Genomic DNA, 26,215 nt, shown 5'->3' with positions numbered 1-26,215 from the left:
CCTCCAAGGCTAAATACTCGTAATCGACCGATAGTGAACCAGTACCGTGAGGGAAAGGCGAAAAGAACCCCGGGAGGGGAGTGAAATAGATCCTGAAACCGCATGCTTACAAAAAGTAGGAGCCCGCAAGGGTGACTGCGTACCTTTTGTATAATGGGTCAGCGACTTACATTCAGTGGCAAGGTTAACCGAATAGGGAAGCCGTAGAGAAATCGAGTCCGAATAGGGCGAATCAGTCGCTGGGTGTAGACCCGAAACCAAGTGATCTATCCATGGCCAGGATGAAGGTGCCGTAACAGGTACTGGAGGTCCGAACCCACTAGTGTTGCAAAACTAGGGGATGAGCTGTGGATAGGGGTGAAAGGCTAAACAAACTTGGAAATAGCTGGTTCTCTCCGAAAACTATTTAGGTAGTGCCTCAAGTATTACCTGCGGGGGTAGAGCACTGTTTAGGCTAGGGGGTCATGGCGACTTACCAAACCTATGCAAACTCCGAATACCGCAGAGTACAGCTTGGGAGACAGAGCACCGGGTGCTAACGTCCGGACTCAAGAGGGAAACAACCCAGACCGCCAGCTAAGGTCCCTAAAATTGGCTAAGTGGGAAACGAAGTGGGAAGGCTAAAACAGTCAGGATGTTGGCTTAGAAGCAGCCATCATTTAAAGAAAGCGTAATAGCTCACTGATCGAGTCGTCCTGCGCGGAAGATGTAACGGGGCTAAGCCAGTTACCGAAGCTGCGGATTTGCAATTTATTGCAAGTGGTAGGAGAGCGTTCTGTAGGCCTGTGAAGGTGTCTGGTAACGGATGCTGGAGGTATCAGAAGTGCGAATGCTGACATGAGTAGCGTTAAAGGGGGTGAAAAGCCCCCTCGCCGTAAGCGCAAGGTTTTCTACGCAACGTTCATCGGCGTAGAGTGAGTCGGCCCCTAAGGCGAGGCAGAGATGCGTAGCTGATGGGAAACAGGTCAATATTCCTGTACCGATCAATAGTGCGATGTGGGGACGGAGAAGGTTAGCTCAGCCAACTGTTGGATATGTTGGTTCAAGCCTGTAGTCGTGCCTGGTAGGCAAATCCGCCGGGCTTAGATGAGGGGTGATAACGAGTCTGCTTGCAGACGAAGTGAGTGATACCCTGCTTCCAGGAAAAGCCACTAAGCTTCAGCTATTGACGACCGTACCGCAAACCGACACTGGTGCGCGAGATGAGTATTCTAAGGCGCTTGAGAGAACTCAGGAGAAGGAACTCGGCAAATTGATACCGTAACTTCGGGAGAAGGTATGCCCCAAGTAGGTGAACTCGTACAGAGGGAGCCCAACGGGGTTGCAAAAAATCGGTGGCTGCGACTGTTTAATAAAAACACAGCACTCTGCAAACACGAAAGTGGACGTATAGGGTGTGACGCCTGCCCGGTGCTGGAAGATTAAATGATGGGGTGCAAGCTCTTGATTGAAGTCCCAGTAAACGGCGGCCGTAACTATAACGGTCCTAAGGTAGCGAAATTCCTTGTCGGGTAAGTTCCGACCTGCACGAATGGCGTAACGATGGCCACACTGTCTCCTCCTGAGACTCAGCGAAGTTGAAATGTTTGTGATGATGCAATCTCCCCGCGGAAAGACGGAAAGACCCCATGAACCTTTACTGTAGCTTTGTATTGGACTTTGAACAGATCTGTGTAGGATAGGTGGGAGGCTTTGAAGTGAGGTCGCTAGATCTCATGGAGCCAACGTTGAAATACCACCCTGGTGTGTTTGAGGTTCTAACCTAGGTCCATTATCTGGATCGGGGACAGTGCATGGTAGGCAGTTTGACTGGGGCGGTCTCCTCCCAAAGCGTAACGGAGGAGTTCGAAGGTACGCTAGTTACGGTCGGACATCGTGACGATAGTGCAATGGCATAAGCGTGCTTAACTGCGAGACTGACAAGTCGAGCAGATGCGAAAGCAGGACATAGTGATCCGGTGGTTCTGTATGGAAGGGCCATCGCTCAACGGATAAAAGGTACTCTGGGGATAACAGGCTGATACCGCCCAAGAGTTCATATCGACGGCGGTGTTTGGCACCTCGATGTCGGCTCATCTCATCCTGGGGCTGTAGCCGGTCCCAAGGGTATGGCTGTTCGCCATTTAAAGAGGTACGTGAGCTGGGTTTAAAACGTCGTGAGACAGTTTGGTCCCTATCTTCCGTGGGCGCTGCAGATTTGAGGAAGCCTGCTCCTAGTACGAGAGGACCGGAGTGGACACACCTCTGGTGTATCGGTTGTCACGCCAGTGGCATTGCCGAGTAGCTAAGTGTGGAAGAGATAACCGCTGAAAGCATCTAAGCGGGAAACTCGTTTCAAGATGAGATCTGCCGGGGCCTTGAGCCCCCTAAAGAGTCGTTCAAGACCAGGACGTTGATAGGTCAGGTGTGGAAGCGCAGTAATGCGTTAAGCTAACTGATACTAATTGCTCGTGCGGCTTGACCCTATAACTTTGATAGCCAACACGCTCTCCAGCGTGAAGCTCAAAGTCTGTTATGCCAAGTTAGACGCAGTCAAAAGACACAAAATCTGATTCCAGACTCTATGAATTCGCCAGGCTGTTCACACGAACAGCCCAGCACCAAGTTATGCCTGATGACCATAGCAAGTTGGTACCACTCCTTCCCATCCCGAACAGGACAGTGAAACGACTTTGCGCCGATGATAGTGCGGGTTCCCGTGTGAAAGTAGGTCATCGTCAGGCTCTTACAGCAAGAGACACCCAGTCTTTTTACTGGGTGTTTTCTTTTGAGGCACGAAGAACATGCCTCAAAAGAAAACACAAGTTTGACAGTTCTTAAAAAACTGTGCTAGAATTCAAGGCTCAGCTGATCGCAGCTAAGTCGGTAGAAAAAAAAGAAAAGAGCTTCGGTTCTGATCTGGTTTCTGCAGGGATCCTTAAAAATATACAGCCGATAAGCGTGGGCGTTTGATGGCGAGTGCCAAGTTCTTTGGAACTAGTGCTTAGCACTACAAACGCTCATGAGATAGAAGTGAAGTTCACTTCAATTCTTTTTTATGAGTTGCTCGAAAGAGCGAAAAAATCAAGATCGAACTGTAGAGTTTGATCCTGGCTCAGATTGAACGCTGGCGGCATGCCTTACACATGCAAGTCGAACGGTAACAGGTCTTCGGATGCTGACGAGTGGCGAACGGGTGAGTAATACATCGGAACGTGCCCGAGAGTGGGGGATAACGAGGCGAAAGCTTTGCTAATACCGCATACGATCTCAGGATGAAAGCAGGGGACCGCAAGGCCTTGCGCTCACGGAGCGGCCGATGGCAGATTAGGTAGTTGGTGGGATAAAAGCTTACCAAGCCGACGATCTGTAGCTGGTCTGAGAGGACGACCAGCCACACTGGGACTGAGACACGGCCCAGACTCCTACGGGAGGCAGCAGTGGGGAATTTTGGACAATGGGCGCAAGCCTGATCCAGCCATGCCGCGTGCAGGATGAAGGCCTTCGGGTTGTAAACTGCTTTTGTACGGAACGAAAAGACTCCTTCTAATAAAGGGGGTCCATGACGGTACCGTAAGAATAAGCACCGGCTAACTACGTGCCAGCAGCCGCGGTAATACGTAGGGTGCGAGCGTTAATCGGAATTACTGGGCGTAAAGCGTGCGCAGGCGGTTATATAAGACAGATGTGAAATCCCCGGGCTCAACCTGGGAACTGCATTTGTGACTGTATAGCTAGAGTACGGCAGAGGGGGATGGAATTCCGCGTGTAGCAGTGAAATGCGTAGATATGCGGAGGAACACCGATGGCGAAGGCAATCCCCTGGGCCTGTACTGACGCTCATGCACGAAAGCGTGGGGAGCAAACAGGATTAGATACCCTGGTAGTCCACGCCCTAAACGATGTCAACTGGTTGTTGGGTCTTCACTGACTCAGTAACGAAGCTAACGCGTGAAGTTGACCGCCTGGGGAGTACGGCCGCAAGGTTGAAACTCAAAGGAATTGACGGGGACCCGCACAAGCGGTGGATGATGTGGTTTAATTCGATGCAACGCGAAAAACCTTACCCACCTTTGACATGTATGGAATCCTTTAGAGATAGAGGAGTGCTCGAAAGAGAGCCATAACACAGGTGCTGCATGGCTGTCGTCAGCTCGTGTCGTGAGATGTTGGGTTAAGTCCCGCAACGAGCGCAACCCTTGCCATTAGTTGCTACGAAAGGGCACTCTAATGGGACTGCCGGTGACAAACCGGAGGAAGGTGGGGATGACGTCAAGTCCTCATGGCCCTTATAGGTGGGGCTACACACGTCATACAATGGCTGGTACAGAGGGTTGCCAACCCGCGAGGGGGAGCCAATCCCATAAAGCCAGTCGTAGTCCGGATCGCAGTCTGCAACTCGACTGCGTGAAGTCGGAATCGCTAGTAATCGCGGATCAGAATGTCGCGGTGAATACGTTCCCGGGTCTTGTACACACCGCCCGTCACACCATGGGAGCGGGTTCTGCCAGAAGTAGTTAGCCTAACCGCAAGGAGGGCGATTACCACGGCAGGGTTCGTGACTGGGGTGAAGTCGTAACAAGGTAGCCGTATCGGAAGGTGCGGCTGGATCACCTCCTTTCTGGAAAACTGCATTCAATATTGAACGCCCACACTTATCGGTTGTTGGAACAGGGTCTGTAGCTCAGCTGGTTAGAGCACTGTGTTGATAACGCAGGGGTCGTTGGTTCGAGCCCAACTAGACCCACCAAATTCCGATGGCGATGGCTGCGATGAGAGTTGCAGGCAATGGATCGAGATGGGGGATTAGCTCAGCTGGGAGAGCACCTGCTTTGCAAGCAGGGGGTCGTCGGTTCGATCCCGTCATCCTCCACCAACAACACTTCGGGAATTCAACACCAAAGCTGCTTTGCAAAAGGCTGTTTTGTTGTTGATCAATATCGATTGATCAATCGGCTGTTCTTTAAAAATTCATAGAGTCGAAATCAGAGTTGCCAGGGGAAACTGCACATTCGTAAAGGTTTAGTGCAGACCGTGCCCCTGGTGACAAATTTTTGATTGCGTCAAAACGAATGTTCAATGAGCAAACGTGATTGCGAAAGCGATTGCGAAGTAATTTGAACTCAGTAATGACGAATGTTTCTTGATAGTGATATCGAGGAATTATTCACATTACGGCATAACGCGTCAGGTGAAAGACCTGGCAAGTCCTTGAGATGATGGCGATATCTTGAAAGAGATGTCAAAGTTATAGGGTCAAGTGACTAAGAGCATGTGGTGGATGCCTTGGCGATTACAGGCGATGAAAGACGTGATAGCCTGCGATAAGCTTCGGGGAGCTGGCAAATAAGCTTTGATCCGGAGATTTCTGAATGGGGAAACCCACCTCGCAAGAGGTATCGCATACTGAATACATAGGTATGCGAGGCGAACCGGGTGAACTGAAACATCTCAGTAGCTCGAGGAAAAGACATCAACCGAGATTCCGAAAGTAGTGGCGAGCGAAATCGGAAGAGCCTTCTAGTGATAGCACGACTGTTAGCAAAACGGGATGGAAAGCCCGGCCATAGCAGGTGATAGCCCTGTATGCGAAAACAGACGTGTGGTACTAAGTTAGAGAAAAGTAGGGCGGGACACGAGAAATCCTGTCTGAATATGGGGGGACCATCCTCCAAGGCTAAATACTCGTAATCGACCGATAGTGAACCAGTACCGTGAGGGAAAGGCGAAAAGAACCCCGGGAGGGGAGTGAAATAGATCCTGAAACCGCATGCTTACAAAAAGTAGGAGCCCGCAAGGGTGACTGCGTACCTTTTGTATAATGGGTCAGCGACTTACATTCAGTGGCAAGGTTAACCGAATAGGGAAGCCGTAGAGAAATCGAGTCCGAATAGGGCGAATCAGTCGCTGGGTGTAGACCCGAAACCAAGTGATCTATCCATGGCCAGGATGAAGGTGCCGTAACAGGTACTGGAGGTCCGAACCCACTAGTGTTGCAAAACTAGGGGATGAGCTGTGGATAGGGGTGAAAGGCTAAACAAACTTGGAAATAGCTGGTTCTCTCCGAAAACTATTTAGGTAGTGCCTCAAGTATTACCTGCGGGGGTAGAGCACTGTTTAGGCTAGGGGGTCATGGCGACTTACCAAACCTATGCAAACTCCGAATACCGCAGAGTACAGCTTGGGAGACAGAGCACCGGGTGCTAACGTCCGGACTCAAGAGGGAAACAACCCAGACCGCCAGCTAAGGTCCCTAAAATTGGCTAAGTGGGAAACGAAGTGGGAAGGCTAAAACAGTCAGGATGTTGGCTTAGAAGCAGCCATCATTTAAAGAAAGCGTAATAGCTCACTGATCGAGTCGTCCTGCGCGGAAGATGTAACGGGGCTAAGCCAGTTACCGAAGCTGCGGATTTGCAATTTATTGCAAGTGGTAGGAGAGCGTTCTGTAGGCCTGTGAAGGTGTCTGGTAACGGATGCTGGAGGTATCAGAAGTGCGAATGCTGACATGAGTAGCGTTAAAGGGGGTGAAAAGCCCCCTCGCCGTAAGCGCAAGGTTTTCTACGCAACGTTCATCGGCGTAGAGTGAGTCGGCCCCTAAGGCGAGGCAGAGATGCGTAGCTGATGGGAAACAGGTCAATATTCCTGTACCGATCAATAGTGCGATGTGGGGACGGAGAAGGTTAGCTCAGCCAACTGTTGGATATGTTGGTTCAAGCCTGTAGTCGTGCCTGGTAGGCAAATCCGCCGGGCTTAGATGAGGGGTGATAACGAGTCTGCTTGCAGACGAAGTGAGTGATACCCTGCTTCCAGGAAAAGCCACTAAGCTTCAGCTATTGACGACCGTACCGCAAACCGACACTGGTGCGCGAGATGAGTATTCTAAGGCGCTTGAGAGAACTCAGGAGAAGGAACTCGGCAAATTGATACCGTAACTTCGGGAGAAGGTATGCCCCAAGTAGGTGAACTCGTACAGAGGGAGCCCAACGGGGTTGCAAAAAATCGGTGGCTGCGACTGTTTAATAAAAACACAGCACTCTGCAAACACGAAAGTGGACGTATAGGGTGTGACGCCTGCCCGGTGCTGGAAGATTAAATGATGGGGTGCAAGCTCTTGATTGAAGTCCCAGTAAACGGCGGCCGTAACTATAACGGTCCTAAGGTAGCGAAATTCCTTGTCGGGTAAGTTCCGACCTGCACGAATGGCGTAACGATGGCCACACTGTCTCCTCCTGAGACTCAGCGAAGTTGAAATGTTTGTGATGATGCAATCTCCCCGCGGAAAGACGGAAAGACCCCATGAACCTTTACTGTAGCTTTGTATTGGACTTTGAACAGATCTGTGTAGGATAGGTGGGAGGCTTTGAAGTGAGGTCGCTAGATCTCATGGAGCCAACGTTGAAATACCACCCTGGTGTGTTTGAGGTTCTAACCTAGGTCCATTATCTGGATCGGGGACAGTGCATGGTAGGCAGTTTGACTGGGGCGGTCTCCTCCCAAAGCGTAACGGAGGAGTTCGAAGGTACGCTAGTTACGGTCGGACATCGTGACGATAGTGCAATGGCATAAGCGTGCTTAACTGCGAGACTGACAAGTCGAGCAGATGCGAAAGCAGGACATAGTGATCCGGTGGTTCTGTATGGAAGGGCCATCGCTCAACGGATAAAAGGTACTCTGGGGATAACAGGCTGATACCGCCCAAGAGTTCATATCGACGGCGGTGTTTGGCACCTCGATGTCGGCTCATCTCATCCTGGGGCTGTAGCCGGTCCCAAGGGTATGGCTGTTCGCCATTTAAAGAGGTACGTGAGCTGGGTTTAAAACGTCGTGAGACAGTTTGGTCCCTATCTTCCGTGGGCGCTGCAGATTTGAGGAAGCCTGCTCCTAGTACGAGAGGACCGGAGTGGACACACCTCTGGTGTATCGGTTGTCACGCCAGTGGCATTGCCGAGTAGCTAAGTGTGGAAGAGATAACCGCTGAAAGCATCTAAGCGGGAAACTCGTTTCAAGATGAGATCTGCCGGGGCCTTGAGCCCCCTAAAGAGTCGTTCAAGACCAGGACGTTGATAGGTCAGGTGTGGAAGCGCAGTAATGCGTTAAGCTAACTGATACTAATTGCTCGTGCGGCTTGACCCTATAACTTTGATAGCCAACACGCTCTCCAGCGTGAAGCTCAAAGTCTGTTATGCCAAGTTAGACGCAGTCAAAAGACACAAAATCTGATTCCAGACTCTATGAATTCGCCAGGCTGTTCACACGAACAGCCCAGCACCAAGTTATGCCTGATGACCATAGCAAGTTGGTACCACTCCTTCCCATCCCGAACAGGACAGTGAAACGACTTTGCGCCGATGATAGTGCGGGTTCCCGTGTGAAAGTAGGTCATCGTCAGGCTCTTACAGCCCAAACCGCCCTTCTGCTCTACTGAGTAGAAGGGCGTTTTGCTTTGGGGCGCCTGACTCTCGGAACGCATCCCTGCAGCTCACATCTAAACCCACAAGCCCTTCCTGCTCTGCAGCCTCCGCTCTCTCTGAGCGCCAGCAGCTCGCAGCTACCGACGGCATTCCAATCCTCATCGGTTGGGCGCAGGTTCTATCACCGCCGCGCTATCCCATAGCTGTGCAGCGAGACTTGTGCGAGAAGAGTGTTGTCAGGCGACTTTCATCGCATCGCCATGCAGGGCCTATCGCGATGGACCTTGTGGGAGCTGAAACCGGTGAATCCCGCCAGCGTCCAGAACCCGCTGCAGCTGACCATCTAACCACAGCCAATGCAAATGAGCCAAAGCCTCACCCATGGCGAAGGTCATCTGGTGGGCGTCGAGCTTGCGCTTGAACATGATCGGCAGTACGTCGAAGGCTGAAAGCGAGCCCTGTTGAGCTGCCGCGAGGATCTCAACAAGCCTGTCGCGGTGGTGGTTCTGCAGTTGCTGAATGCGCTCGTGCAAGCCCTGAAAAGGCTTTCCGTGGGAGGGAAGCACCAGCGTGTCTGGTGGTAGCACCAAGTAGCGCAGCAGGGATGTCAGAAAAAGCCGCAGTGGATTCGACTCTGGCTCGGATGCATGAACGCTGACATTGGTAGAAATGCGTGGCAACACCATGTCGCCGCTGAGAAGTGCTGACAGCTCCTCGCTGTAAAGCGCGATGTGCTCGGGGGCATGCCCGTAGCCACTGATGCACTGCCAACAGCGCCCGCCGATCTCAATGGTGTCGCCATCCATGAGTCTGCGAAAACTGGGTGGCAGTGCGGGCACGAGGGTCGGGAAATAGGAGGCGCGCCCCCGCACATGCTGAAGGAATGCTTCATCCTGCATCCCATGCAGCATGTAAAAGTCAGCACCCGCTTCGCCGCCGAAGCCATTGCGGTCGTACACAGCGGTTCTGGCGACCTGGTAGTCGGTTGCGCTGATCCAGAGGCGCACGTTCCAGCGCTCGCACAGCCAATGGGCCAAACCGATGTGGTCCGGGTGCATATGGGTGACGATCACCCGCAGGATGGGCAGGCCCTCCAGGCGGCTGGCGAACACTTGCTCCCACTGTGCCCGGGTGCCAGGGCTGTCGATGCAGCAGTCCACCACCGTCCAGCCTTCCACCATGGTGCCGCCCACATCGGGTTGCCTGTCCCTCAGCAGCCACAGATTGATATGGTCGAGCGCAAAAGGCAGGCCCATGCGGATCCACTTCACGCCAGGCGCGACCTCAATGGTGCTGCCTTCGGGGGGAAGGGCATCACCGAGTGGATAGTGGATCTGGTGTTCGAGTGGGTTCATGGCAATGGTCGCATGCGTTAGCATTGACGTTAACGTAAACGTCATGCATTCGATGCATTGTAGGGATCGATGGCCCATGGGCTGTCTCCTGCGCGAAACCGCTCTGTATGCATACAGCCCACACCATGGCCAACACCTACACCATCAGCGACCTTGCCAAAGAGTTTGACCTCACCACCCGGGCCATTCGTTTCTACGAAGACATGGGCTTGTTGCAGCCCGAGCGCACGGGGACTGCGGGGCGCAATCGCGTCTACAGCGCGCGGGACCGCACTCGTCTGCGCCTGACCTTGCGTGCCAAGCGCCTGGGGCTGTCCTTGACCGAGGCCAAGGAGATCATTGATCTGTACGACAGTCCCCGTGATACCGGCGTGCAATTGCGCAAGTTCCTCGATGTGCTGGTGGTGCATCGCAAACAGCTGGAGGAGCAAATGGCCGACCTGCGGGCCAATCTGGAGGAGGTCCAGGAGCATGAAGAGGAGGCGCGTGCGCTGCTGCGCAAGGTGGAAACGGAAAAATGATCCATAATTGACGTTTACGTAAACGTAAATCAGGAGACCGTCGTGACAACGACCCCTTTCGAGCCCCGCTGTGCCCATTACGCAGACCGTGTGAAGGGCAGCTTTGCACGCCAAGGGGCGATGCAGACCTTGGGGGCCCGTCTGGGCTTGCTGGCGCCCGGTGCTGTGGACATTGAGCTGTCCTGGGCCGCAGCGTTGACCCAGCAGCACGGCTTCCTGCATGCCGGCATGGTTGCCACGGCGCTGGATTCCGCCTGCGGCTATGCGGGCTTCACACTGATGGCAGAGGACGCCGCTGTTCTGACCATCGAATTCAAGATCAACCTGCTGGCCCCCGCAAAGGGCGAGCGGTTCCGCATGGAAGGGCGGGTGCTGAAGCCCGGCCGCACCATCACCGTCTGCGAGGGCCGAGCCTTCGCCATCGACGGTAACCAAGAAAAGCTGATCGCCACCATGGGTTGCACCCTCATGGCAGTCACCGGACGCGACAGCATCCAGGGCTGAGCCCTGCCCATTTCCCTACCTTCTACGAGGAGACAAACCCCATGAGCATTCCCGCCAACCTGCCCGGCCTCAACTTCCAGCTGGGCGAAGACATCGACGCCCTGCGCGACGCAGTGCGCGACTTCGCGCAGGCAGAAATCGCCCCACGCGCGGCAGAGATTGACAAGAGCGACCAGTTCCCCATGGACCTGTGGCGCAAGATGGGCGACCTGGGCGTGCTGGGCATCACGGTTCCTGAGCAATATGGCGGCGCCGCCATGGGCTACCTGGCGCACATGGTCGCCATGGAGGAAATCTCGCGCGCCAGCGCCTCGGTGGGCCTGTCCTACGGCGCGCACAGCAACCTGTGCGTGAACCAGATCAACCGCAACGGCAACGAGGCGCAAAAGGCCAAGTACCTGCCCAAGCTCATCAGCGGCGAACACGTGGGTGCGCTGGCCATGAGCGAACCCGGCGCAGGCTCCGACGTGATCAGCATGAAGCTCAAGGCAGAGGACAAAGGCGGCTACTACCTGCTCAACGGCAGCAAGATGTGGATCACCAACGGCCCCGACGCCGACACACTGGTGGTCTACGCCAAGACCGAACCTGAACTGGGCGCGCGTGGTGTCACGGCCTTCCTGATCGAAAAGGGCATGAAGGGCTTCTCGATTGCGCAAAAGCTCGACAAGCTGGGCATGCGCGGCAGCCACACGGGCGAGCTGGTGTTCCAGGACGTTGAAGTGCCTGCAGCAAATGTGCTGGGTGGCGTGAACCAGGGCGCCAAGGTGCTGATGAGTGGCCTGGACTACGAACGCGCGGTTCTGACCGGCGGCCCCCTGGGCATCATGCAGTCGGTGATGGACAACGTGATCCCTTACATTCACGACCGCAAGCAGTTCGGCCAGAGCATTGGCGAATTCCAGCTCATCCAGGGCAAGGTGGCCGACATGTACACCGTGCTGCAGGCTGGGCGCTCGTTTGCCTACACCGTGGCCAAGAACCTCGACATGCTCGGGACCGACCATGTGCGCCAGGTCCGCAAGGACTGCGCCAGCGTCATCCTCTGGTGTGCCGAAAAGGCCACCTGGATGGCGGGCGAAGGCGTGCAGATCTACGGTGGCAACGGCTACATCAACGAGTACCCGCTGGGCCGCCTCTGGCGCGATGCCAAGCTGTACGAGATTGGCGCGGGCACCAGCGAGATCCGCCGCATGCTGATCGGCCGCGAGCTGTTTGCTGAAACCTGCTGACCTGCGGGCGCTTGCCCCGGGCCGATCCACCGTTTGAAAGAGCCAGACCCACCATGCCCACATCCATCGAAGACCTGTTTGTCCACAACCGTGCCTGGGCGGCGCAGATGGAACGCGAGCGCCCTGGCTTCTTCACCGGCCTGCTGGCACAGCAGAAGCCCAAGTACATGTGGATCGGCTGCTCCGATAGCCGCGTGCCTGCCAACCAGATCACCGGCCTGGAGCCAGGCGAGGTGTTTGTGCACCGCAACGTGGCCAACGTGGTGGTGCCTACCGACCTGAACTGCCTGTCCACCATCCAGTACGCGGTGGACCAGTTGCGCGTCGAACACCTCATGGTGGTGGGCCATTACGGCTGTGGTGGCGTGCTGGCGGCGTTGGAGGGCATGCGTGTTGGCCTCGCCGACAACTGGATCCGCCATGTGTCGGATGTGCGCGACCGCCACCGCGACCTGATTGCGTCCATTGAACCCCAATGGCGCCACGACGTGCTGTGCGAGCTGAACGCCATCGAGCAGGTGGTGAACGTGGCGCAGAGCACCGTAATGCTCGACGCCTGGGGCCGGGGCCAGAAGGTCACGCTGCACGGCTGGTGCTATGGCCTGAAAGACGGACTCATCAACAACCTGCACATGACGGTGGACAGCACCGAGGGGCTGGAGTCGCTCTACAAGGCGGCCATTGCTGGCGTGGCCGCTGTCAAACGGCAGTAAGCGGCGCATACCCCTCCAAGCCTGCTCACCGCGACGGCCAGGACCCCGCCATGTTCCCGCAACGCCTTGATGCCCCCCAGGCCTACGGCATTGCCAAGGCCATGATGGATGGCTTCAACCGCCATTACCGGCTGTTCCGCACCGAGTCCGCGCGGGCCAAGCACCGCTTTGAAACCGCCGACTGGCATGGCCAGCAGCGGGCGCAGCGTGAGCGCATCGAGTTCTACGACCTGCGGGTGAAGGAATGCGTGCGCCGCCTGGAGAAAGAGTTCGAGGCAGGGGCGCAGCCCATGGATGTGTGGCACCAGGTCAAGCTGCATTACATCGGCTTGCTGGTGAACCACCACCAGCCCGAGCTGGCCGAGACCTTCTTCAACTCGGTCACCACCAAGATCCTGCACCGCACGCATTTCCACAACGACTTCATCTTTGTGCGACCTGCGGTCAGCACCGAATACATCGAGAACGACGAGCCCGCCGCGCGGCCCACCTACCGCGCCTACTACCCCACACGCGAGACGCTGGGCGACACCTTTCAGAGCATCGTCGAGAACTTCCAGCTCCAGCGCGAGTTTGCCGACCTAGCGCGCGACACGGCCTGTGTGGTGGCCGCCATGCGTGGGCGCTTTGATAAGGTGCGGCTGCGCACCAACTTCCAGATCCAGGTGCTCACCAGCCTGTTCTTTCGCAACAAGGGTGCCTACGTGGTGGGCAAGATCATCAACGGCTTCCACGAGGTGCCGTTTGCGCTGCCCATCCTGCATGACGACAGCGGCAGGCTGACCATCGACGCCGCGCTGTTTGGTGAAGACGACATGCAGATGCTGTTCAGCTTCGCCCGCGCCTATTTCATGGTGGACATGGAGGTGCCCAGCGCCTACGTGCAGTTTTTGCGCAGCCTCATGCCCCGCAAGCCGCGCGCTGAGATCTACAACGCCCTGGGCCTGGCCAAGCAGGGCAAGACACTGTTCTACCGCGACTTTCTGTACCACCTCAAGCACTCCAGCGACCAGTTCCGCATCGCGCCGGGCATCAAGGGCATGGTGATGCTGGTGTTCGATCTGCCGAGCTTTCCGTTCGTCTTCAAGCTCATCAAGGACTACTTTCCGCACCAGAAGGAAACCACGCGCGAGCAGATCAAGGCCAAGTACCTGCTCGTCAAGCAGCACGACCGCGTGGGCCGCATGGCCGACACGCTGGAGTACAGCGAGGTTGCTTTTCCGCGCGACCGGTTCGATGACGCGCTGATTGCCGAGATCGAGAAGTTCGCGCCCAGCCAGCTCGAAATCAGCGACCGCGACGGTGACGGCCAGACCGAAGTGATCATCAAGCACCTGTACATCGAGCGGCGCATGATCCCGCTCAACATCTATCTGCAGGAAGCCTTCGACACCGGCCTGTCCGACCCGCGCGCGCGCCAGCAGATGGAGCACAGCGTCATCGAATACGGCAACGCCATCAAAGACCTCGTGGCCGCCAACATCTTCCCTGGCGACATGCTGTGGAAGAACTTCGGCGTCACGCGCAACGGCAAGGTCGTTTTCTACGACTACGACGAGATCGAATACCTCACCGACTGCAACTTCCGCCGCGTGCCCACGCCGCGCAACGAAGAAGAAGAGATGAGCGGCGAGATCTGGTACAGCGTGGGCCCGCGTGATGTGTTCCCCGAAACCTTTGGCCCCTTCCTGCTCGGCAACGACGCGGTGCGGGAGGTGTTCATGCAGCACCACGCCGATTTGCTCGACGCCGCGTTCTGGCAGTCGCACAAGGAGCGCATCCAGGCAGGCCACATGTTCGATGTGTTCCCTTACGACACGGAACGGCGCTTTGCGCACGGTGCTGCGGCAGGCTGACCGCTCGCCAAGCCCCCGTTTTCACCTCCCACTTTCCCTCAGAACACCTTTCCTCTGACCCTTACCCAGGAGACCTTCCCATGTCCATCCAAGACCCCATCGTCATCGTCGGCGCCGCACGCACCCCTATGGGCTCGCTGCAGGGCGACTTCTCCAGCCTGGCCGCACACGACCTGGGCGGTGCTGCCATCAAGGCCGCCATCGAACGCGCCGGTGTGTCGCCCGACGCCGTGGGCGAAGTGCTGTTTGGCAACTGCCTGATGGCCGGGCAGGGCCAGGCGCCTGCACGCCAGGCGGCGTTCAAGGGAGGCCTGCCCAAGGGTGCAGGGGCCGTCACGCTCAGCAAGATGTGCGGCTCCGGCATGAAGGCCGCGATGATGGCGCACGACATGCTGCTGGCGGGCACGCACGATGTGATGGTGGCGGGCGGCATGGAGAGCATGACCAACGCCCCCTACCTGCTGCAAAAAGGCCGTGGCGGGTACCGCCTGGGCCATGACCGCATCTTCGACCACATGATGCTCGACGGCCTGGAAGACGCCTACGAAGCCGGCCGCAGCATGGGCACCTTTGGTGAAGACTGCGCTGCCAAATACAGCTTCACGCGCGAGCAGCAGGACGCCTTCGCCACCGCCAGCGTGCAGCGCGCCAAGGCGGCCACCGAGTCCGGCGCGTTCGCGGCCGAGATCGTGCCCGTCACCGTCAAGACCCGCGCGGGCGAAACCGTGGTCTCGGTGGACGAAGGCCCCGGCAAGGTCAAGCTCGAAAAGATCGCCACGCTCAAGCCCGCGTTCAAGAAAGACGGCACCATCACCGCCGCCTCCAGCTCCAGCATCAACGACGGCGCCGCAGCGCTGGTGATGATGCGCGAATCCACCGCAAAGAAGCTGGGTGCCAAGCCCCTGGCCCGCATCGTGAGCCACGCCACGCATGCGCAAGAGCCCGAGTGGTTTGCCACCGCCCCGCTGGGCGCCACGCAAAAGGCACTGGCCAAGGCGGGTTGGCAGGTGGCCGATGTGCAGCTGTGGGAGATCAACGAGGCCTTTGCCGTGGTGCCCATGGCGCTGATGAAGGAGCTGGACCTGCCCCACGACAAGGTCAACGTGAACGGTGGCGCCTGCGCGCTGGGCCACCCCATCGGCGCCAGCGGCGCGCGCATCATGGTCACGCTGATCCACGCACTCAAGGCGCGCGGCCTGACCAAGGGCCTGGCCACGCTGTGCATCGGCGGTGGCGAGGCCACGGCCGTGGCGTTGGAGCTGGTGTAACGGGCGTGATGGCAATACCCGGCGCTGCCGGGTGTTGTGGAGAGCGAGCCAGTGCTGCACTGGTTTGCTCATGTTTTTATAGCTGCTTCCGCATGATGGACGCGCGGGAGAAGCCAATTTTGTTAAAAAAATGAACTCCATACTCGTCATCGGCGCATCGCGGGGCATTGGCCTGGAACTGGTGCGCCAGTACACCGAGGCGGGCCGCCGCGTGATCGCCACCGTGCGCGACGACGCGGGCCGCGAGCGGGTGCGGGCCCTGGGCGCCGAAGCGCTGACGGTGGACGTGGCCAACCCCGCCAGCGTGAGTGGCCTGGCCTGGCAGCTCGATGGCGAGAAGATTGATATCGCCTGGTATGTGGCCGGGGTGATCCGCCGCCCGAACGCCCTCACGCCGCCCACGCAGCAGGACTTCGACGCCGTCATGCACACCAACGTGCTGGGCGCGATGCAGGCTCTTCCGCAGGTGGCGCCGCTGGTGGCAGATGCGGGCGGGGTGTTTGCGTTCATCTCGTCGTCCATGTCGCAGATCGACCGCGTGCCGAACAGCGGTTCCTGGCTGTACCGCACCAGCAAGGCCGCGCTCAACATGGCCGTGGCCGCCGCCCAGCACGATTACCCCGGCGCCACGCTGGTCACCATCGACCCTGGCTGGGTGCAGACCGACATGGGGGGCGACAGCGCCCCGCTCACGGTGGAGGACAGCGTGCATGGCCTACGTAGCACGGTGGCGGGCCTGACCCCCGCCGACAAGGGCCGCCTGCTGCACCACGACGGCCGCCGTGCTGCGCACTGGTAATTCATCTTTTGACGACGAACAACGAATGACTTTCGGAGACACCCCATGCTGCTGACCCAAGACCAGGAAATGATCCGCGACGCGGTGCGCGACTTTGCGCAGACCGAACTGTGGCCGAACGCCGCGCGCTGGGACAAGGAACACCACTTCCCCAAGGAGGCCCACCAGGGCCTCGCCGCGCTCGGCGCTTACGGCATCTGCGTTCCCGAAGAGTTTGGCGGTGCCAACCTCGACTACCTCACACTCGCGCTGGTGCTCGAAGAGATCGCGGCGGGTGACGGCGGCACCAGCACCGCCATCAGCGTGACGAACTGCCCCGTCAACGCCATCCTGATGCGCTACGGCAACGCGCAGCAAAAGCGCGACTGGCTCACGCCCCTGGCACGTGGCGAAATGCTGGGCGCTTTCTGCCTGACCGAGCCGCATGTGGGCTCGGACGCGTCGGCGTTACGCACCACGGCCGTCAAGCAGGGCGATGAATACGTGATCAACGGCGTCAAGCAGTTCATCACCAGCGGCAAGAACGGCCATGTGGCCATCGTGATCGCCGTCACCGACAAGGGCGCGGGCAAGAAGGGCATGAGTGCCTTCCTGGTGCCCACCAGCGCGCCGGGCTATGTGGTGGCGCGGCTCGAAGACAAGTTGGGCCAGCACAGCAGCGACACGGCGCAGATCAACTTCGACAACTGCCGCATCCCGGCCGAGAACCTCATCGGCGCGGAGGGCGAGGGCTACAAGATCGCGCTAGGCGCGCTCGAAGGCGGCCGCATCGGCATCGCCGCCCAAAGCGTGGGCATGGCGCGCAGCGCGTTCGACGCGGCGCTCGCGTATTCGAAAGAGCGCGAGAGCTTCGGCACCGCCATCTTCAACCACCAGGCCGTGGGCTTTCGCCTGGCCGACTGCGCCACGCAGATCGAGGCCGCGCGCCAGATCATTTGGCACGCCGCTGCGTTGCGCGATGCGGGCAAGCCCTGCCTGAAGGAAGCCGCCATGGCCAAGCTGTTTGCCAGCGAGATGGCCGAGCGTGTGTGCAGCGCCGCCATCCAGACGCTGGGTGGCTACGGTGTGGTGAACGATTTCCCGGTGGAGCGCATCTACCGCGACGTGCGCGTGTGCCAGATTTATGAAGGCACGAGCGACGTGCAGAAGATCATCATCCAGCGCGCGCTCGCCTGACCTGAGACCGCGAAAACGCTCTGAGCCTCAACCCCGCATGCGCAGCTCGCGCTCCAGCATCGCCAGCCGCTCGGGCTCGGCGTGGTGGCGGGACACGGGGTAGACCCCCGCAAAGGCCTCGCGCGCCGCCTCGGGGCGGCCGCTCCAGGCCAGTGCCAGCGCGTAGTCGCAGGTGCACACCGCCAGTGACGGCCAGGCGCCCGGTGCCTTGGGCACCAGCGTGAGGAACTGCGCGCTGGCCTGGCCCAGGTGGCGGGCCGCCTCGCTGGCCAGGGATGGGTCGCGCAGCGCAATCAGGCCCCGCACCCAGTCGATGAAGGCCTGGCCATGGGGCGGCAGCAGCTCGATCGGGGTGGCGTCCAGCAGGCGCTGCGCTTCGTCGGTGTGGCCCGCCCGGGCTTCGCCCAGCGCCAGGTCCAGCTGCAGGATGGGCTCGGCAGGGCGCAGCGCAATCAGCTCGCGCAGGCGTGTGGTGAAGCCCGCGTGGTCACCCGCCGCCAGCGGCAGGGTGTAGGTGCGTGCCAGAAAGTCGGTGTCGTCGGGCGGACGCATGGGGTGCACACGCAGCCGCAGGATGGCGGTGTCTACCCCCTCGGTGCGGGCCTCGAACCAGGCCATGCGCACGGCCGCGTCCCAGGCGGGCTCGCGCATGAAGCTGTGGCGTTCGGCGGCGTCGGCCAGGCGCTCGGCCAGCACCTGAAGGCGCGGCAGGTCGCCCGTGGCATGGGCCAGCAGGGCCTGCTGGTACATGCGCTGGAACCGGTGCATGTAGGCAAACCAGGCAAAGGGGATCAGCATGGCCACCACCAGAATCCCTTGCACCCACACACTCCATTCGCGCCACACGGCCAGCGCCACCAGCGCGGCGCAGACCAGCAGCCAGGTGCGGTTGTTGCGCAGCAGCTGGCGCAGCAGGGTCCACACGCCCGGGTTCTCCTGGGCCTCGATCTGGTCGCGCGCCAGCTGGCGCAGCGCCTTCACATCCATGGGGCCCAGCACCTCGTCGGTCATCTCGGTCATGGCACGGGCATACAGCCCCGAGGTGTGCAGCCGCACCTGGCTCAGCGGGGGCTGCAGGGCATTCACAGCCTGCAGCGCCTCTTCGGCCGTGGTGGCGTGGACAAAACCCTCGGTGGGCTGGCCGTTGGCATCCTGGGCCTGGTACAGCCAGCGAGGCTTGCCGCTGGTGGAGGGACTGGTCGGGTCTTGCTGCTTCAATCTGTGGCTCCGTGGGCGGCTGCATGGGTCTTAGAGCCTGTTCAAAGTCTTTTTGGAGTCGCACAAGTCCCTTGCCCGAAGGGTTGAAGTGAAATCGGGCGATTGGACGCCCCGGCTGCTTGCATGGGCACGAGCCCATGCGGCGCATCCGAAGCATCCACGTCAATCACGATGGCACTCCAATGCGATCTCCCAAAAGACTTTGAACAGGCTCTTGTAGCCGCGCACTATGCCGGGTTGGGGGGCACGCCAGTTTGCCGCCCGGATGGCCGGGCCTCAGCGCTGGACCATCGGTACCTCTGAATCCAGCCAGCGCGTGAGCAAGGTGTGCAGTTCGCCCACATCAACGGGTTTCCTCAGCACTACATAGCCCTCGGCCTCGGCCTCTTGCAAGGCCGGGGCGTCGAATTCACCGCTCACCATGGCACCCCGCGCGCCAGGGTGGCGGGCCAGCAGCGTGCGCAGCACGTCAAAGCCACTTTCGCCCGTGCGCAGGCGCTGGTCGCACAGCACCACGTCCGGGGCCGGGCCGCTGGCTGCGGCGGCCAGCGCTTCTTGTGCATTGGCCGCCAGGCGCACCTGCAGCCCCCAGCTGCACAGCAGGTTGTGCCAGGCCTGCTGCACCTGCGGGTCGTCGTCCAGCACCAGGCAGGTGCCGCGCAGGGGGGGCAGGGGTGGTGGAGTTGTGATGCTGGCGCCTTCTGTGCCCCGGCCCGCGTGGGTGGCATGGCCTGCGGGGGGCAACACGGCGGCCGTAGCCGCCAGTTGCAGCCAGAAGCACGACCCCCGCCCCAGCCGCGAGCGCAGGCCATGTTCGGCCGCCATCAGCTCGGCGCAGCGGGCCACCACGGCCAGCCCCAGGCCGTGGCCTGCATCGGCCTGCAGGGTGCTGCGCTGTAGGCGTTCATAGGGCTGGTAGATGCGCTGGTGGTCCTGCTCGGCAACGCCCACGCCGGTGTCCCACACGGCAATGCGCCACTGCGCGCCGCGTCGGCGTGCGGCCAGCAGCACACCGCCGTGGCGGGTGTAGCGCAGCGCGTTGTGCACCAGGTTGATCACGCACTGGCGCAGCAGCACGGGGTCGGCCAGCACGGTGGCATCTTCAGGCGGCAGGTGCTCGCGCAGCACTAGGCCCAGGTCGCGCGCTTCGGCGCGGAACAGCAGGGCCACGTCGTGCAGTAGCGGCCGCAAGGCCACAGGCTGGCGCCGGGCCTGCAGGGTGCCGCTTTCGATGCGCGAGAGGTCTAGCAGCGCGTTGAACATCAGGCTCACCGAGCGCAGGCTGCGGCGCATGTCGTCCAGCGCGGGCAGCAGGGTGGCGTCGTGGTTGCGCCGCGCCAGCGCCTCGATCTGGAAGCCCATGGCGTGGATGGGCTGGCGCAGGTCGTGGCTGGCGGTGCTGAGAAAGAGGTTCTTGGCACGCAGCGCCTGCTCGGCCTCGGCGTGGGCCTGCTGCGCCTCCTGGGCCAGGCGCAGGCTTTCCTCTTCAAGCCGCACCTGCTGCAGGAAGAAGTTGTGTGCCACCACGGCATGCCGGTACAGCGCCGCCATGAGCAGCAGCGACATGGGGATGATGAAGCGCCAGGGCGATGCGGGCGGCCCGTCCGGCATGGCCGGGTTGCCGAACAGGTTGGGCCATTGCGAGAGCGACAGCGGCACCAGCACCGAGACCACGCCCCAGCCAAAGCCATAGAAGCGCAAGAAAGTGCCCAGCGACGGCAGCTGGAAGGTGGCTGTGCCCACAATCACCACCGCCAGGCTCACGTGCAGCAACAGCACAAAGTCGAAGCTGGCGCGCCCGGGTGTCAGTACCACGATGGCGCCCAGCGAAGCCAGGCCCAGCGCCTGTCCCCAGCTCGTGGCGCGCACCCGGGGCCGCCAGCGCCGCAGCCACGCGGCGTCGTCGGGGGGCGCCGTGCCGCTGCGGCTGGCCTGCAACTGGCGCGACTGCACAAACACTCCGCCCGCCGCCAGGGTGTACAGCACGGTCCAGGCCAGCATGCCCAGGGGGTTGCGCCCCAGGCCTTGGAACCACATCGTGAACAAAACGCCCAACAGCGGCATCGCAAAAATACCCTGGGCCAGGCGCTGGTGGGTCAGCTCCAGCATGCGCACCTGGCCCCGCTCGGCCAGAGCTCCGGTCTCCAGCGGGCGGGGAAACCACCGCCGCCACAGCGCCAGCACCTTCATGGCCGGGCCCCCTCGGCGGCAACCACATCGCCCGATGCAGGCAGCCAGCGGCTGAGCAGCGCGTGCAAGTCGGCCACGTCCACAGGTTTTTTCAGCACCAGGTAGCCCTCTTCTTCGGCGCGGCGCAGCGGCGGGGCGTCGAACTCGCCGCTCACCATCGCACCGCGCGCCTGCGGGCAGCGCGCCAGCAGGGCGAGCAGCACATCAAACCCACTTTCGCCCGAGCGCAGCCGCTGGTCGCACAGCACCACATCAATGGCCTGGCCCGCGTCCACATGCGCGAATGCCTGCTGGGCGTCGGATGCCAGACACACCTGCAGCCCCCAGCTGCCCAGCAAGGCCGACCAGGCGCTCAGCACATGCGGATCGTCGTCCAGGACAAGGCAGCGGCCCTGCAGCAGGCGGCCAGACAGGCTGCGTGTGCTGGCGGGTGCTGGCCCCGGCGCCGCCGCAGGCAGCTGCAGCCAGAAGCACGAGCCCGTCCCCAGGCGTGATTGCAGGCCGTGCTGCGCGCCCATCAGGTCCACACAGCGCGCCACCACGGCCAGGCCCAGCCCATGGCCCTCGCGGTTGATGTGCCAGGCATGCTGGGGGCGGTAGAAGGGCTGGTAGATGCGGTCGCGGTCTTCCAGCGCCACGCCCAGGCCGGTGTCCCACACCTCGATGCGCCAGTGGCCCTGCCGCCGCCGCGCCCCGATGAGCACGCCGCCCTGCGGCGTGTAGCGCAGCGCGTTCTGCACCAGGTTGGACAGCGACTGGCGCAGCAGCGCAGCATCGGCCTGCACGGCGGCGCCCGGTGGTGGCATGTGCAGCCGCAGGTGCAGCCCGCGCGAGTCGGCCTCGGCCAGAAACTGGATCTCCAGCTCGTTGAAAAACGGGCGCAGTAGCAGGGGCTCGGGCCGCACCGCCAGCTGGCCGGATTCGATCTTGGACAGATCGAGCAGCGAGTTGAACATCAGCTGTACCGACTGCAGGTTCAGCCGCAGGTCGGACAGGGGCGCGGCCAGGGCTGCATCGCGGTTGCGCAGCGCAATGGCCTCGGTGAGCAGGCCCATGGCGTGCACGGGCTGGCGCAGGTCGTGCGCGGCCTTGCTCAGAAAACGGTTTTTCTCGGCCAGCGCAGCCTCGGCAGCGTCGCGGGCCTCGCGGTACTGGGCTGACAGCTGTTGGCCGCGCTCTTCCAGCCAGACCTGGTGCACAAAAAACCGGTGCGCCGTGTGTGAGTGCCGGAACATGGTGAAAGTGTGCAGCAGCGACAGCGGGAGGATGAAATACCAGTGGTTCGGAAACAGCCAGGGCTGGGCCAGCAGCGAGGCGTTCCACCCGGTCATGAAAAACCGCATGAACACGCTCAACACGGGCGTCTGGTGCGTGGCATTGCCCGCCACGATGGCCGCGTTGGTCACCAGCAGCAACAGCGCAAAGTCATAGCTGGCATGGCCTGCCACGATGACCGCCGGCGCCGTGGTGCCTGCGCCATGGATCAGGGCACACACCTCCAGCCGGGGGCGCCAGCGGCGCATGAGATCGGCCGGGGCGAGCCCTGCCTGGTCCCGCCGGAAGGCCCTGCGCAAGGCCAGTGAGGTGGCGGCAAACACCAGGTAGAAGCCACACCACGCCCACATCCAATAGGCGTCATGCAGCAGCCGGTAGAACAGCGTGAGCGCCAGAGCCACCATCGGCAGCATCATGATGCTGGTGTGCAGGCGCTGGTAGGTCATCTCCAGCAGGCGCGCCTGGCCTGCCATGCTCACGGTCTGAATCGAGGGCTGGGAGGGGTGGGGCTCCGGCGCTGCCCCGGGGAGCGCTGCAGAGGGCGTGGTCGGCTCCATCAGCTCTCAGGCACGGTGAACTGCGTAAACCGGCCCCGGGCCGACATCACGCATCGCCCGCCGATGGCAGCACCAGCCGCCGCCCGCGCAGCCGCGTGATGGCCTCCACACGCGTGCGGGCACCCAGGCGCAGGAGGATGGCGCTCATGTGCTCCTTGACCGTGCTCTCCGACAGGTCGTACTGCAGCGCAATGCGCTTGTTGGGCAGCCCCTGCAGCACCAGCGCCAGGATCTCGCCCTGGCGCATCGACAGGCCCAGCTCTGTGGGCGTGACGGGCAGATCACGGCTGCGCGGGGGCTGGCCGCCGTGGCTGGGGGGCTCGAACCAGGCCAGGCCACACAGCAGCGCCTCCACTGCCAGGGCAAAGGTCTCCGGGGGCGCCTGCTTGTGGATAAAGCCGTGCGCGCCCGCCTGGCGCGCGCGTTCCATCACCGCCGGGTCATCGTCGCCGCTGATGACGGCCAGCGCGCTGCCCGGGCAGTGCTGGCGCAGCTGGGTAATCAGGTCCAGCGCAGCGCCTTCGGCCAGCCAGAAGTCGATGAGTGCGATGGCGGGTGCGCCGCGCTCGGCCACCAGGGGCAGCACGTCTTCGGTGCGACCCGCCACGGCCACTTCCATCTGGGGCAGGCGCGAGCGCAGGAACTCGGCCACACCACGCGCTACCAGCGGGTGGTCGTCCAGGATGAGGGCGTAGGGAGAGGGGGGCATGGCCAGGCTGACAAAGATACGGTGTGCAGGGCTGAGCAAGGGCAAATTTTGCCAAGTGTGGCCCAGGCGGGGTGGCGCGCAAACCCTACCTCGGTAGGGTTTCACTCGGCGTGTTGCGCTGCACAGAATCCGCCCTCCTTTTACGACCCTGGAGGTTTCAGCCCATGGCTTCAACCCGCGCACAGCGCATTTGGCACCCCGTACGGCCCGCATTCCGCTGGGCCCCCCTTGGCCTGGCCGCAGCGATGCTGGCGGCCTGTGGCGGTGGCGACGACAACAACAACAACGGCAGCACGCCACCCCCGGCCGTGGGGGTGTTCACGGTGGGCGGCGCCGTGGCGGGCCTCGGGGCGGGCAAGGCCCTGACCCTGCAGAACCTGGGCACCGACGACCTCACGGTCAGCGCCAACGGCAACTTCGTGTTCGGCACCCGCATGGACCGGGGCGTAGCCTATGCCGTCACCATCAAGGCGCAGCCTGCAGGCCAGCGCTGCACCGTGGACCAGGGCACGGGCACCGCCACGGCGGACGTGGGCAATGTGCAGGTGCGCTGCGAGAACCTGGCCGCAGCCACCTTCACGGTGGGCGGCGCGGTCACGGGCCTGACCGGCAGCGGCCTGGTGTTGCAGAACAACGGACGCGACGACCTGGGCGTGGCGGCCAATGGCGGCTTCAGCTTTGCCACGGCGCTGGCAGGTGGGGCAACCTATGCGGTCACCGTGAAGACCCAACCCAGCGGGCAGGGCTGCACTGTGGCCAACGGCACGGGCACCGTGGGGTCAGCCCACGTGACCACGGTGGAGGTGCGCTGCACCACTGCTGCTGCCGCCTTGCCAGAGGGCGACTGGAAGCAGGAGCAGTGCTCGCCCTCGGGGCCGGGCCAGTGGACCCGCCTGCTGTGGCGCATCAACCGGCAAAGCGACACGCGCGCGACGGTCACCCTGGGCGGCGTGACCTATGCCGACGCGAGTTGCTCGGGCGCAGGCACGGTAACGGCCGCGCAGCCCGGGGTGGGGGGCAACTTCACCTTTGACCGCGCCGAGGCGACGGCCTCTGCCGCAGCCTTCTGGGGCAGCTGGGCCCAAGTGACGGGGCTGACTTCGCGCACCGTGTGGGCACGCAAAGGGCCTTACCTGTGCCTGCTGGGTGATTCGATCCCCACGGTGTTCCCGACCGTGGCCAGCGTCGAGAGCTACATGAACACCCTGATCCCCAACAAGATCTGCTACACACAGAACTGACTGGTGGCGATTGTCCGGGGCTCTTGGCCCAAGCATGTGGGCCATGTTCTGCGTTGTTCACGATAGCTCTTCGTACACTTGCTGAGGGTCTGGGAGGACATTGTGGTTCTCCCTTCTTCATCAGTAACAAAGAAGCTCGTGTTCATGACAAATTGTCGCTCTCAGATATCCCAGTGCTTTCCATGCATCGCGCGTAGCGCTTTTTTTGGTATGGCCGCTGCGCTCTTGGTCGGCTGCGGCGGCGGTAGTGGCGGTGCGGCGCCAATAGGGACGGACGGCGCATACACGGTTGGAGGCGTGGTGAATGGCCTGACAGCAGGCAAGGCGCTGGTTCTGCAGAACGGGGGCGGTGATGATCTGGGCGTCAATTCGAATGGGAATTTTGCGTTTGCGACCCGTCTAAACAGCGGTGTGGCCTACGCCGTCACGGTCAAGGCCCAGCCCGATGGGCTGCGTTGTGTCGTATCTCAAGGCGCGGGGACGGTAACGGCCAATGTCAGCGGAGTTGTAGTGCATTGCGAGGCTCTGCCGGTTGCCACGTACACGGTGGGGGGGGTTGTGTCTGGGCTGGAAAGTGGTGGCGCTGTGGTGCTGCAAAACAACGCTGGCGATGATGTGTCCGTGGGCAGCAACGGGGGCTTCACGTTCCCAACGCCGGTGGGCGAAGGGGCTAGCTACTCAGTCGCCGTCAAGACGCAGCCTTCCTGGCAGACATGTACCGTTAAAAACGGTGCCGGCACGGTGTCCAAAAACAATGTGCAGGCGATACAGGTGAATTGCGATTCGCTCATGGCTCAACTGGAGGGCTTCTGGGTGGAAGACCTCTGTCTCCCTATGGCGTTGGGAACAGCGTTGACCATTGCGCGCCAGGGTCCGTCGCAGGTCAATGTGAAACAAATGGGTGTGATCTATGAGGACGGCTATTGTTCAGGCGCTTTTCGGACTTTGACGCCATCGGACATGGGCAACGCCGTGTTCACCAGAATCACATCTTCTGGCGGCTTGACCGCCTTTTGGGGTACGTGGCCTGAACGAAATGGCAACTACGACACGGCCATTTGGACTCGCGTCGGCCCCTACCTGTGCTTCCTGCGCGACAACCCTGAAAGGCCTAGCACCATGGCGGAAGTCGAAGCAAGAACCGCAGCCGCCATAACAGGCAAAGCGTGCGCGAGACAGCGTTGAGTACGGTTGCGCAATAGCGAGCGTGG

15 protein-coding genes, 2 tRNA genes and 5 rRNA genes (1 of these 22 only partly in view) are annotated in these 26,215 nt (G+C 60.9%); 17 read left to right on the top strand and 5 right to left on the bottom strand.

The window, feature by feature from the left end:
- The 7 genes from ACSQ3O_RS23430 to rrf (ACSQ3O_RS23400) form a co-directional block, all read left to right on the top strand.
- Window positions 1-2,465: ribosomal RNA gene (locus tag ACSQ3O_RS23430) — 23S ribosomal RNA — on the top strand (it extends 414 nt beyond the left edge of the window).
- Window positions 2,466-2,610: 145 nt separating this feature from the next.
- Window positions 2,611-2,723 (top strand): 5S ribosomal RNA (rrf, locus tag ACSQ3O_RS23425).
- A 348-nt stretch (window positions 2,724-3,071) separates the two neighbouring features.
- Window positions 3,072-4,600 (top strand): 16S ribosomal RNA (locus tag ACSQ3O_RS23420).
- Window positions 4,601-4,652: 52 nt separating this feature from the next.
- A tRNA-Ile gene (locus tag ACSQ3O_RS23415) sits at window positions 4,653-4,729 on the top strand.
- Window positions 4,730-4,779: 50 nt separating this feature from the next.
- Window positions 4,780-4,855, top strand: a tRNA-Ala gene (locus ACSQ3O_RS23410).
- 378 nt (window positions 4,856-5,233) lie between these two features.
- Window positions 5,234-8,112 (top strand): 23S ribosomal RNA (locus tag ACSQ3O_RS23405).
- A 145-nt stretch (window positions 8,113-8,257) separates the two neighbouring features.
- Window positions 8,258-8,370, top strand: a 5S ribosomal RNA gene (rrf, locus tag ACSQ3O_RS23400).
- Together the 16S, 23S and 5S rRNA genes with 2 tRNA genes alongside form the textbook arrangement of a ribosomal RNA operon.
- A 289-nt stretch (window positions 8,371-8,659) precedes the next feature.
- Here the strand turns inward: rrf (ACSQ3O_RS23400) and ACSQ3O_RS23395 are convergent.
- The gene (locus tag ACSQ3O_RS23395) at window positions 8,660-9,745 is read right to left on the bottom strand and encodes an MBL fold metallo-hydrolase (protein WP_436140655.1); all 1,086 of its coding nucleotides are present in this window, start codon (window positions 9,743-9,745) and stop codon (window positions 8,660-8,662) included.
- A 125-nt stretch (window positions 9,746-9,870) separates the two neighbouring features.
- On the opposite strand from ACSQ3O_RS23395, the gene ACSQ3O_RS23390 reads away from it, so the two are divergent.
- The 8 genes from ACSQ3O_RS23390 (at window position 9,871) to ACSQ3O_RS23355 (ending at window position 17,814) form a co-directional block, all read left to right on the top strand.
- Complete coding sequence (locus tag ACSQ3O_RS23390) at window positions 9,871-10,266, top strand: MerR family transcriptional regulator (protein WP_436140654.1); 396 nt, start codon at window positions 9,871-9,873, stop codon at window positions 10,264-10,266.
- A gap of 42 nt (window positions 10,267-10,308) precedes the next feature.
- Complete coding sequence (locus ACSQ3O_RS23385) at window positions 10,309-10,770, top strand: PaaI family thioesterase (protein WP_436140653.1); 462 nt, start codon at window positions 10,309-10,311, stop codon at window positions 10,768-10,770.
- A gap of 41 nt (window positions 10,771-10,811) precedes the next feature.
- A complete protein-coding gene (locus ACSQ3O_RS23380; protein WP_137747807.1) occupies window positions 10,812-12,002 on the top strand; it encodes an isovaleryl-CoA dehydrogenase in 1,191 nt (396 codons plus the stop codon).
- Between the two features lie 53 nt (window positions 12,003-12,055).
- Complete coding sequence (gene can, locus ACSQ3O_RS23375; RefSeq protein WP_137747806.1) at window positions 12,056-12,715, top strand: carbonate dehydratase; 660 nt, start codon at window positions 12,056-12,058, stop codon at window positions 12,713-12,715.
- 50 nt (window positions 12,716-12,765) lie between these two features.
- Complete coding sequence (gene aceK / locus ACSQ3O_RS23370; RefSeq protein ID WP_436140652.1) at window positions 12,766-14,571, top strand: bifunctional isocitrate dehydrogenase kinase/phosphatase; 1,806 nt, start codon at window positions 12,766-12,768, stop codon at window positions 14,569-14,571.
- Between the two features lie 80 nt (window positions 14,572-14,651).
- The gene (locus tag ACSQ3O_RS23365; protein WP_436140651.1) at window positions 14,652-15,839 is read left to right on the top strand and encodes an acetyl-CoA C-acyltransferase; all 1,188 of its coding nucleotides are present in this window, start codon (window positions 14,652-14,654) and stop codon (window positions 15,837-15,839) included.
- A 130-nt stretch (window positions 15,840-15,969) separates the two neighbouring features.
- Entirely contained in the window at window positions 15,970-16,638 is a 669-nt protein-coding gene (locus ACSQ3O_RS23360; protein WP_436140650.1) for an SDR family oxidoreductase, read from the top strand.
- A gap of 45 nt (window positions 16,639-16,683) precedes the next feature.
- Window positions 16,684-17,814 (top strand): acyl-CoA dehydrogenase family protein, encoded by a 1,131-nt coding sequence (locus ACSQ3O_RS23355; RefSeq protein ID WP_436140649.1) that lies wholly within the window; start codon window positions 16,684-16,686, stop codon window positions 17,812-17,814.
- A 27-nt stretch (window positions 17,815-17,841) separates the two neighbouring features.
- Here ACSQ3O_RS23355 and ACSQ3O_RS23350 read toward each other — a convergent pair whose 3' ends face one another.
- The 4 genes from ACSQ3O_RS23350 to ACSQ3O_RS23335 all read right to left on the bottom strand — a co-directional run bounded on the left by ACSQ3O_RS23350 (window position 17,842) and on the right by ACSQ3O_RS23335 (window position 23,763).
- Window positions 17,842-19,032, bottom strand: coding sequence for a tetratricopeptide repeat protein (locus tag ACSQ3O_RS23350; protein WP_436140648.1), 1,191 nt, complete (start codon window positions 19,030-19,032; stop codon window positions 17,842-17,844).
- 276 nt (window positions 19,033-19,308) lie between these two features.
- Window positions 19,309-21,222: a hybrid sensor histidine kinase/response regulator gene (locus ACSQ3O_RS23345; protein ID WP_298457075.1), complete on the bottom strand. Its 1,914-nt coding sequence runs from the start codon at window positions 21,220-21,222 to the stop codon at window positions 19,309-19,311.
- The gene (locus ACSQ3O_RS23340; protein ID WP_436140647.1) at window positions 21,219-23,054 is read right to left on the bottom strand and encodes an ATP-binding protein; all 1,836 of its coding nucleotides are present in this window, start codon (window positions 23,052-23,054) and stop codon (window positions 21,219-21,221) included. The genes ACSQ3O_RS23345 and ACSQ3O_RS23340 overlap by 4 nt, the downstream gene beginning before the upstream one ends.
- Before the next feature lie 46 nt (window positions 23,055-23,100).
- Complete coding sequence (locus ACSQ3O_RS23335) at window positions 23,101-23,763, bottom strand: LuxR C-terminal-related transcriptional regulator (protein ID WP_436140646.1); 663 nt, start codon at window positions 23,761-23,763, stop codon at window positions 23,101-23,103.
- Between the two features lie 164 nt (window positions 23,764-23,927).
- Here ACSQ3O_RS23335 and ACSQ3O_RS23330 point away from each other — a divergent pair, with 164 nt between their 5' ends.
- The gene (locus tag ACSQ3O_RS23330; protein WP_436140645.1) at window positions 23,928-25,004 is read left to right on the top strand and encodes a hypothetical protein; all 1,077 of its coding nucleotides are present in this window, start codon (window positions 23,928-23,930) and stop codon (window positions 25,002-25,004) included.
- 300 nt (window positions 25,005-25,304) lie between these two features.
- Window positions 25,305-26,189, top strand: a complete 885-nt coding sequence (locus tag ACSQ3O_RS23325; protein ID WP_436140644.1) for a hypothetical protein — start codon at window positions 25,305-25,307, stop codon at window positions 26,187-26,189.
- Window positions 26,190-26,215 lie beyond the last annotated feature (26 nt).

The organism is Acidovorax sp. LjRoot74, assembly GCF_964254355.1.
In the GTDB taxonomy this organism is placed as follows: Bacteria; Pseudomonadota; Gammaproteobacteria; order Burkholderiales; family Burkholderiaceae_C; genus Acidovorax.
The sequence above is the reverse complement of the archived record's forward strand: the minus strand, read 5'-3'. Positions and strand labels throughout refer to the sequence as shown.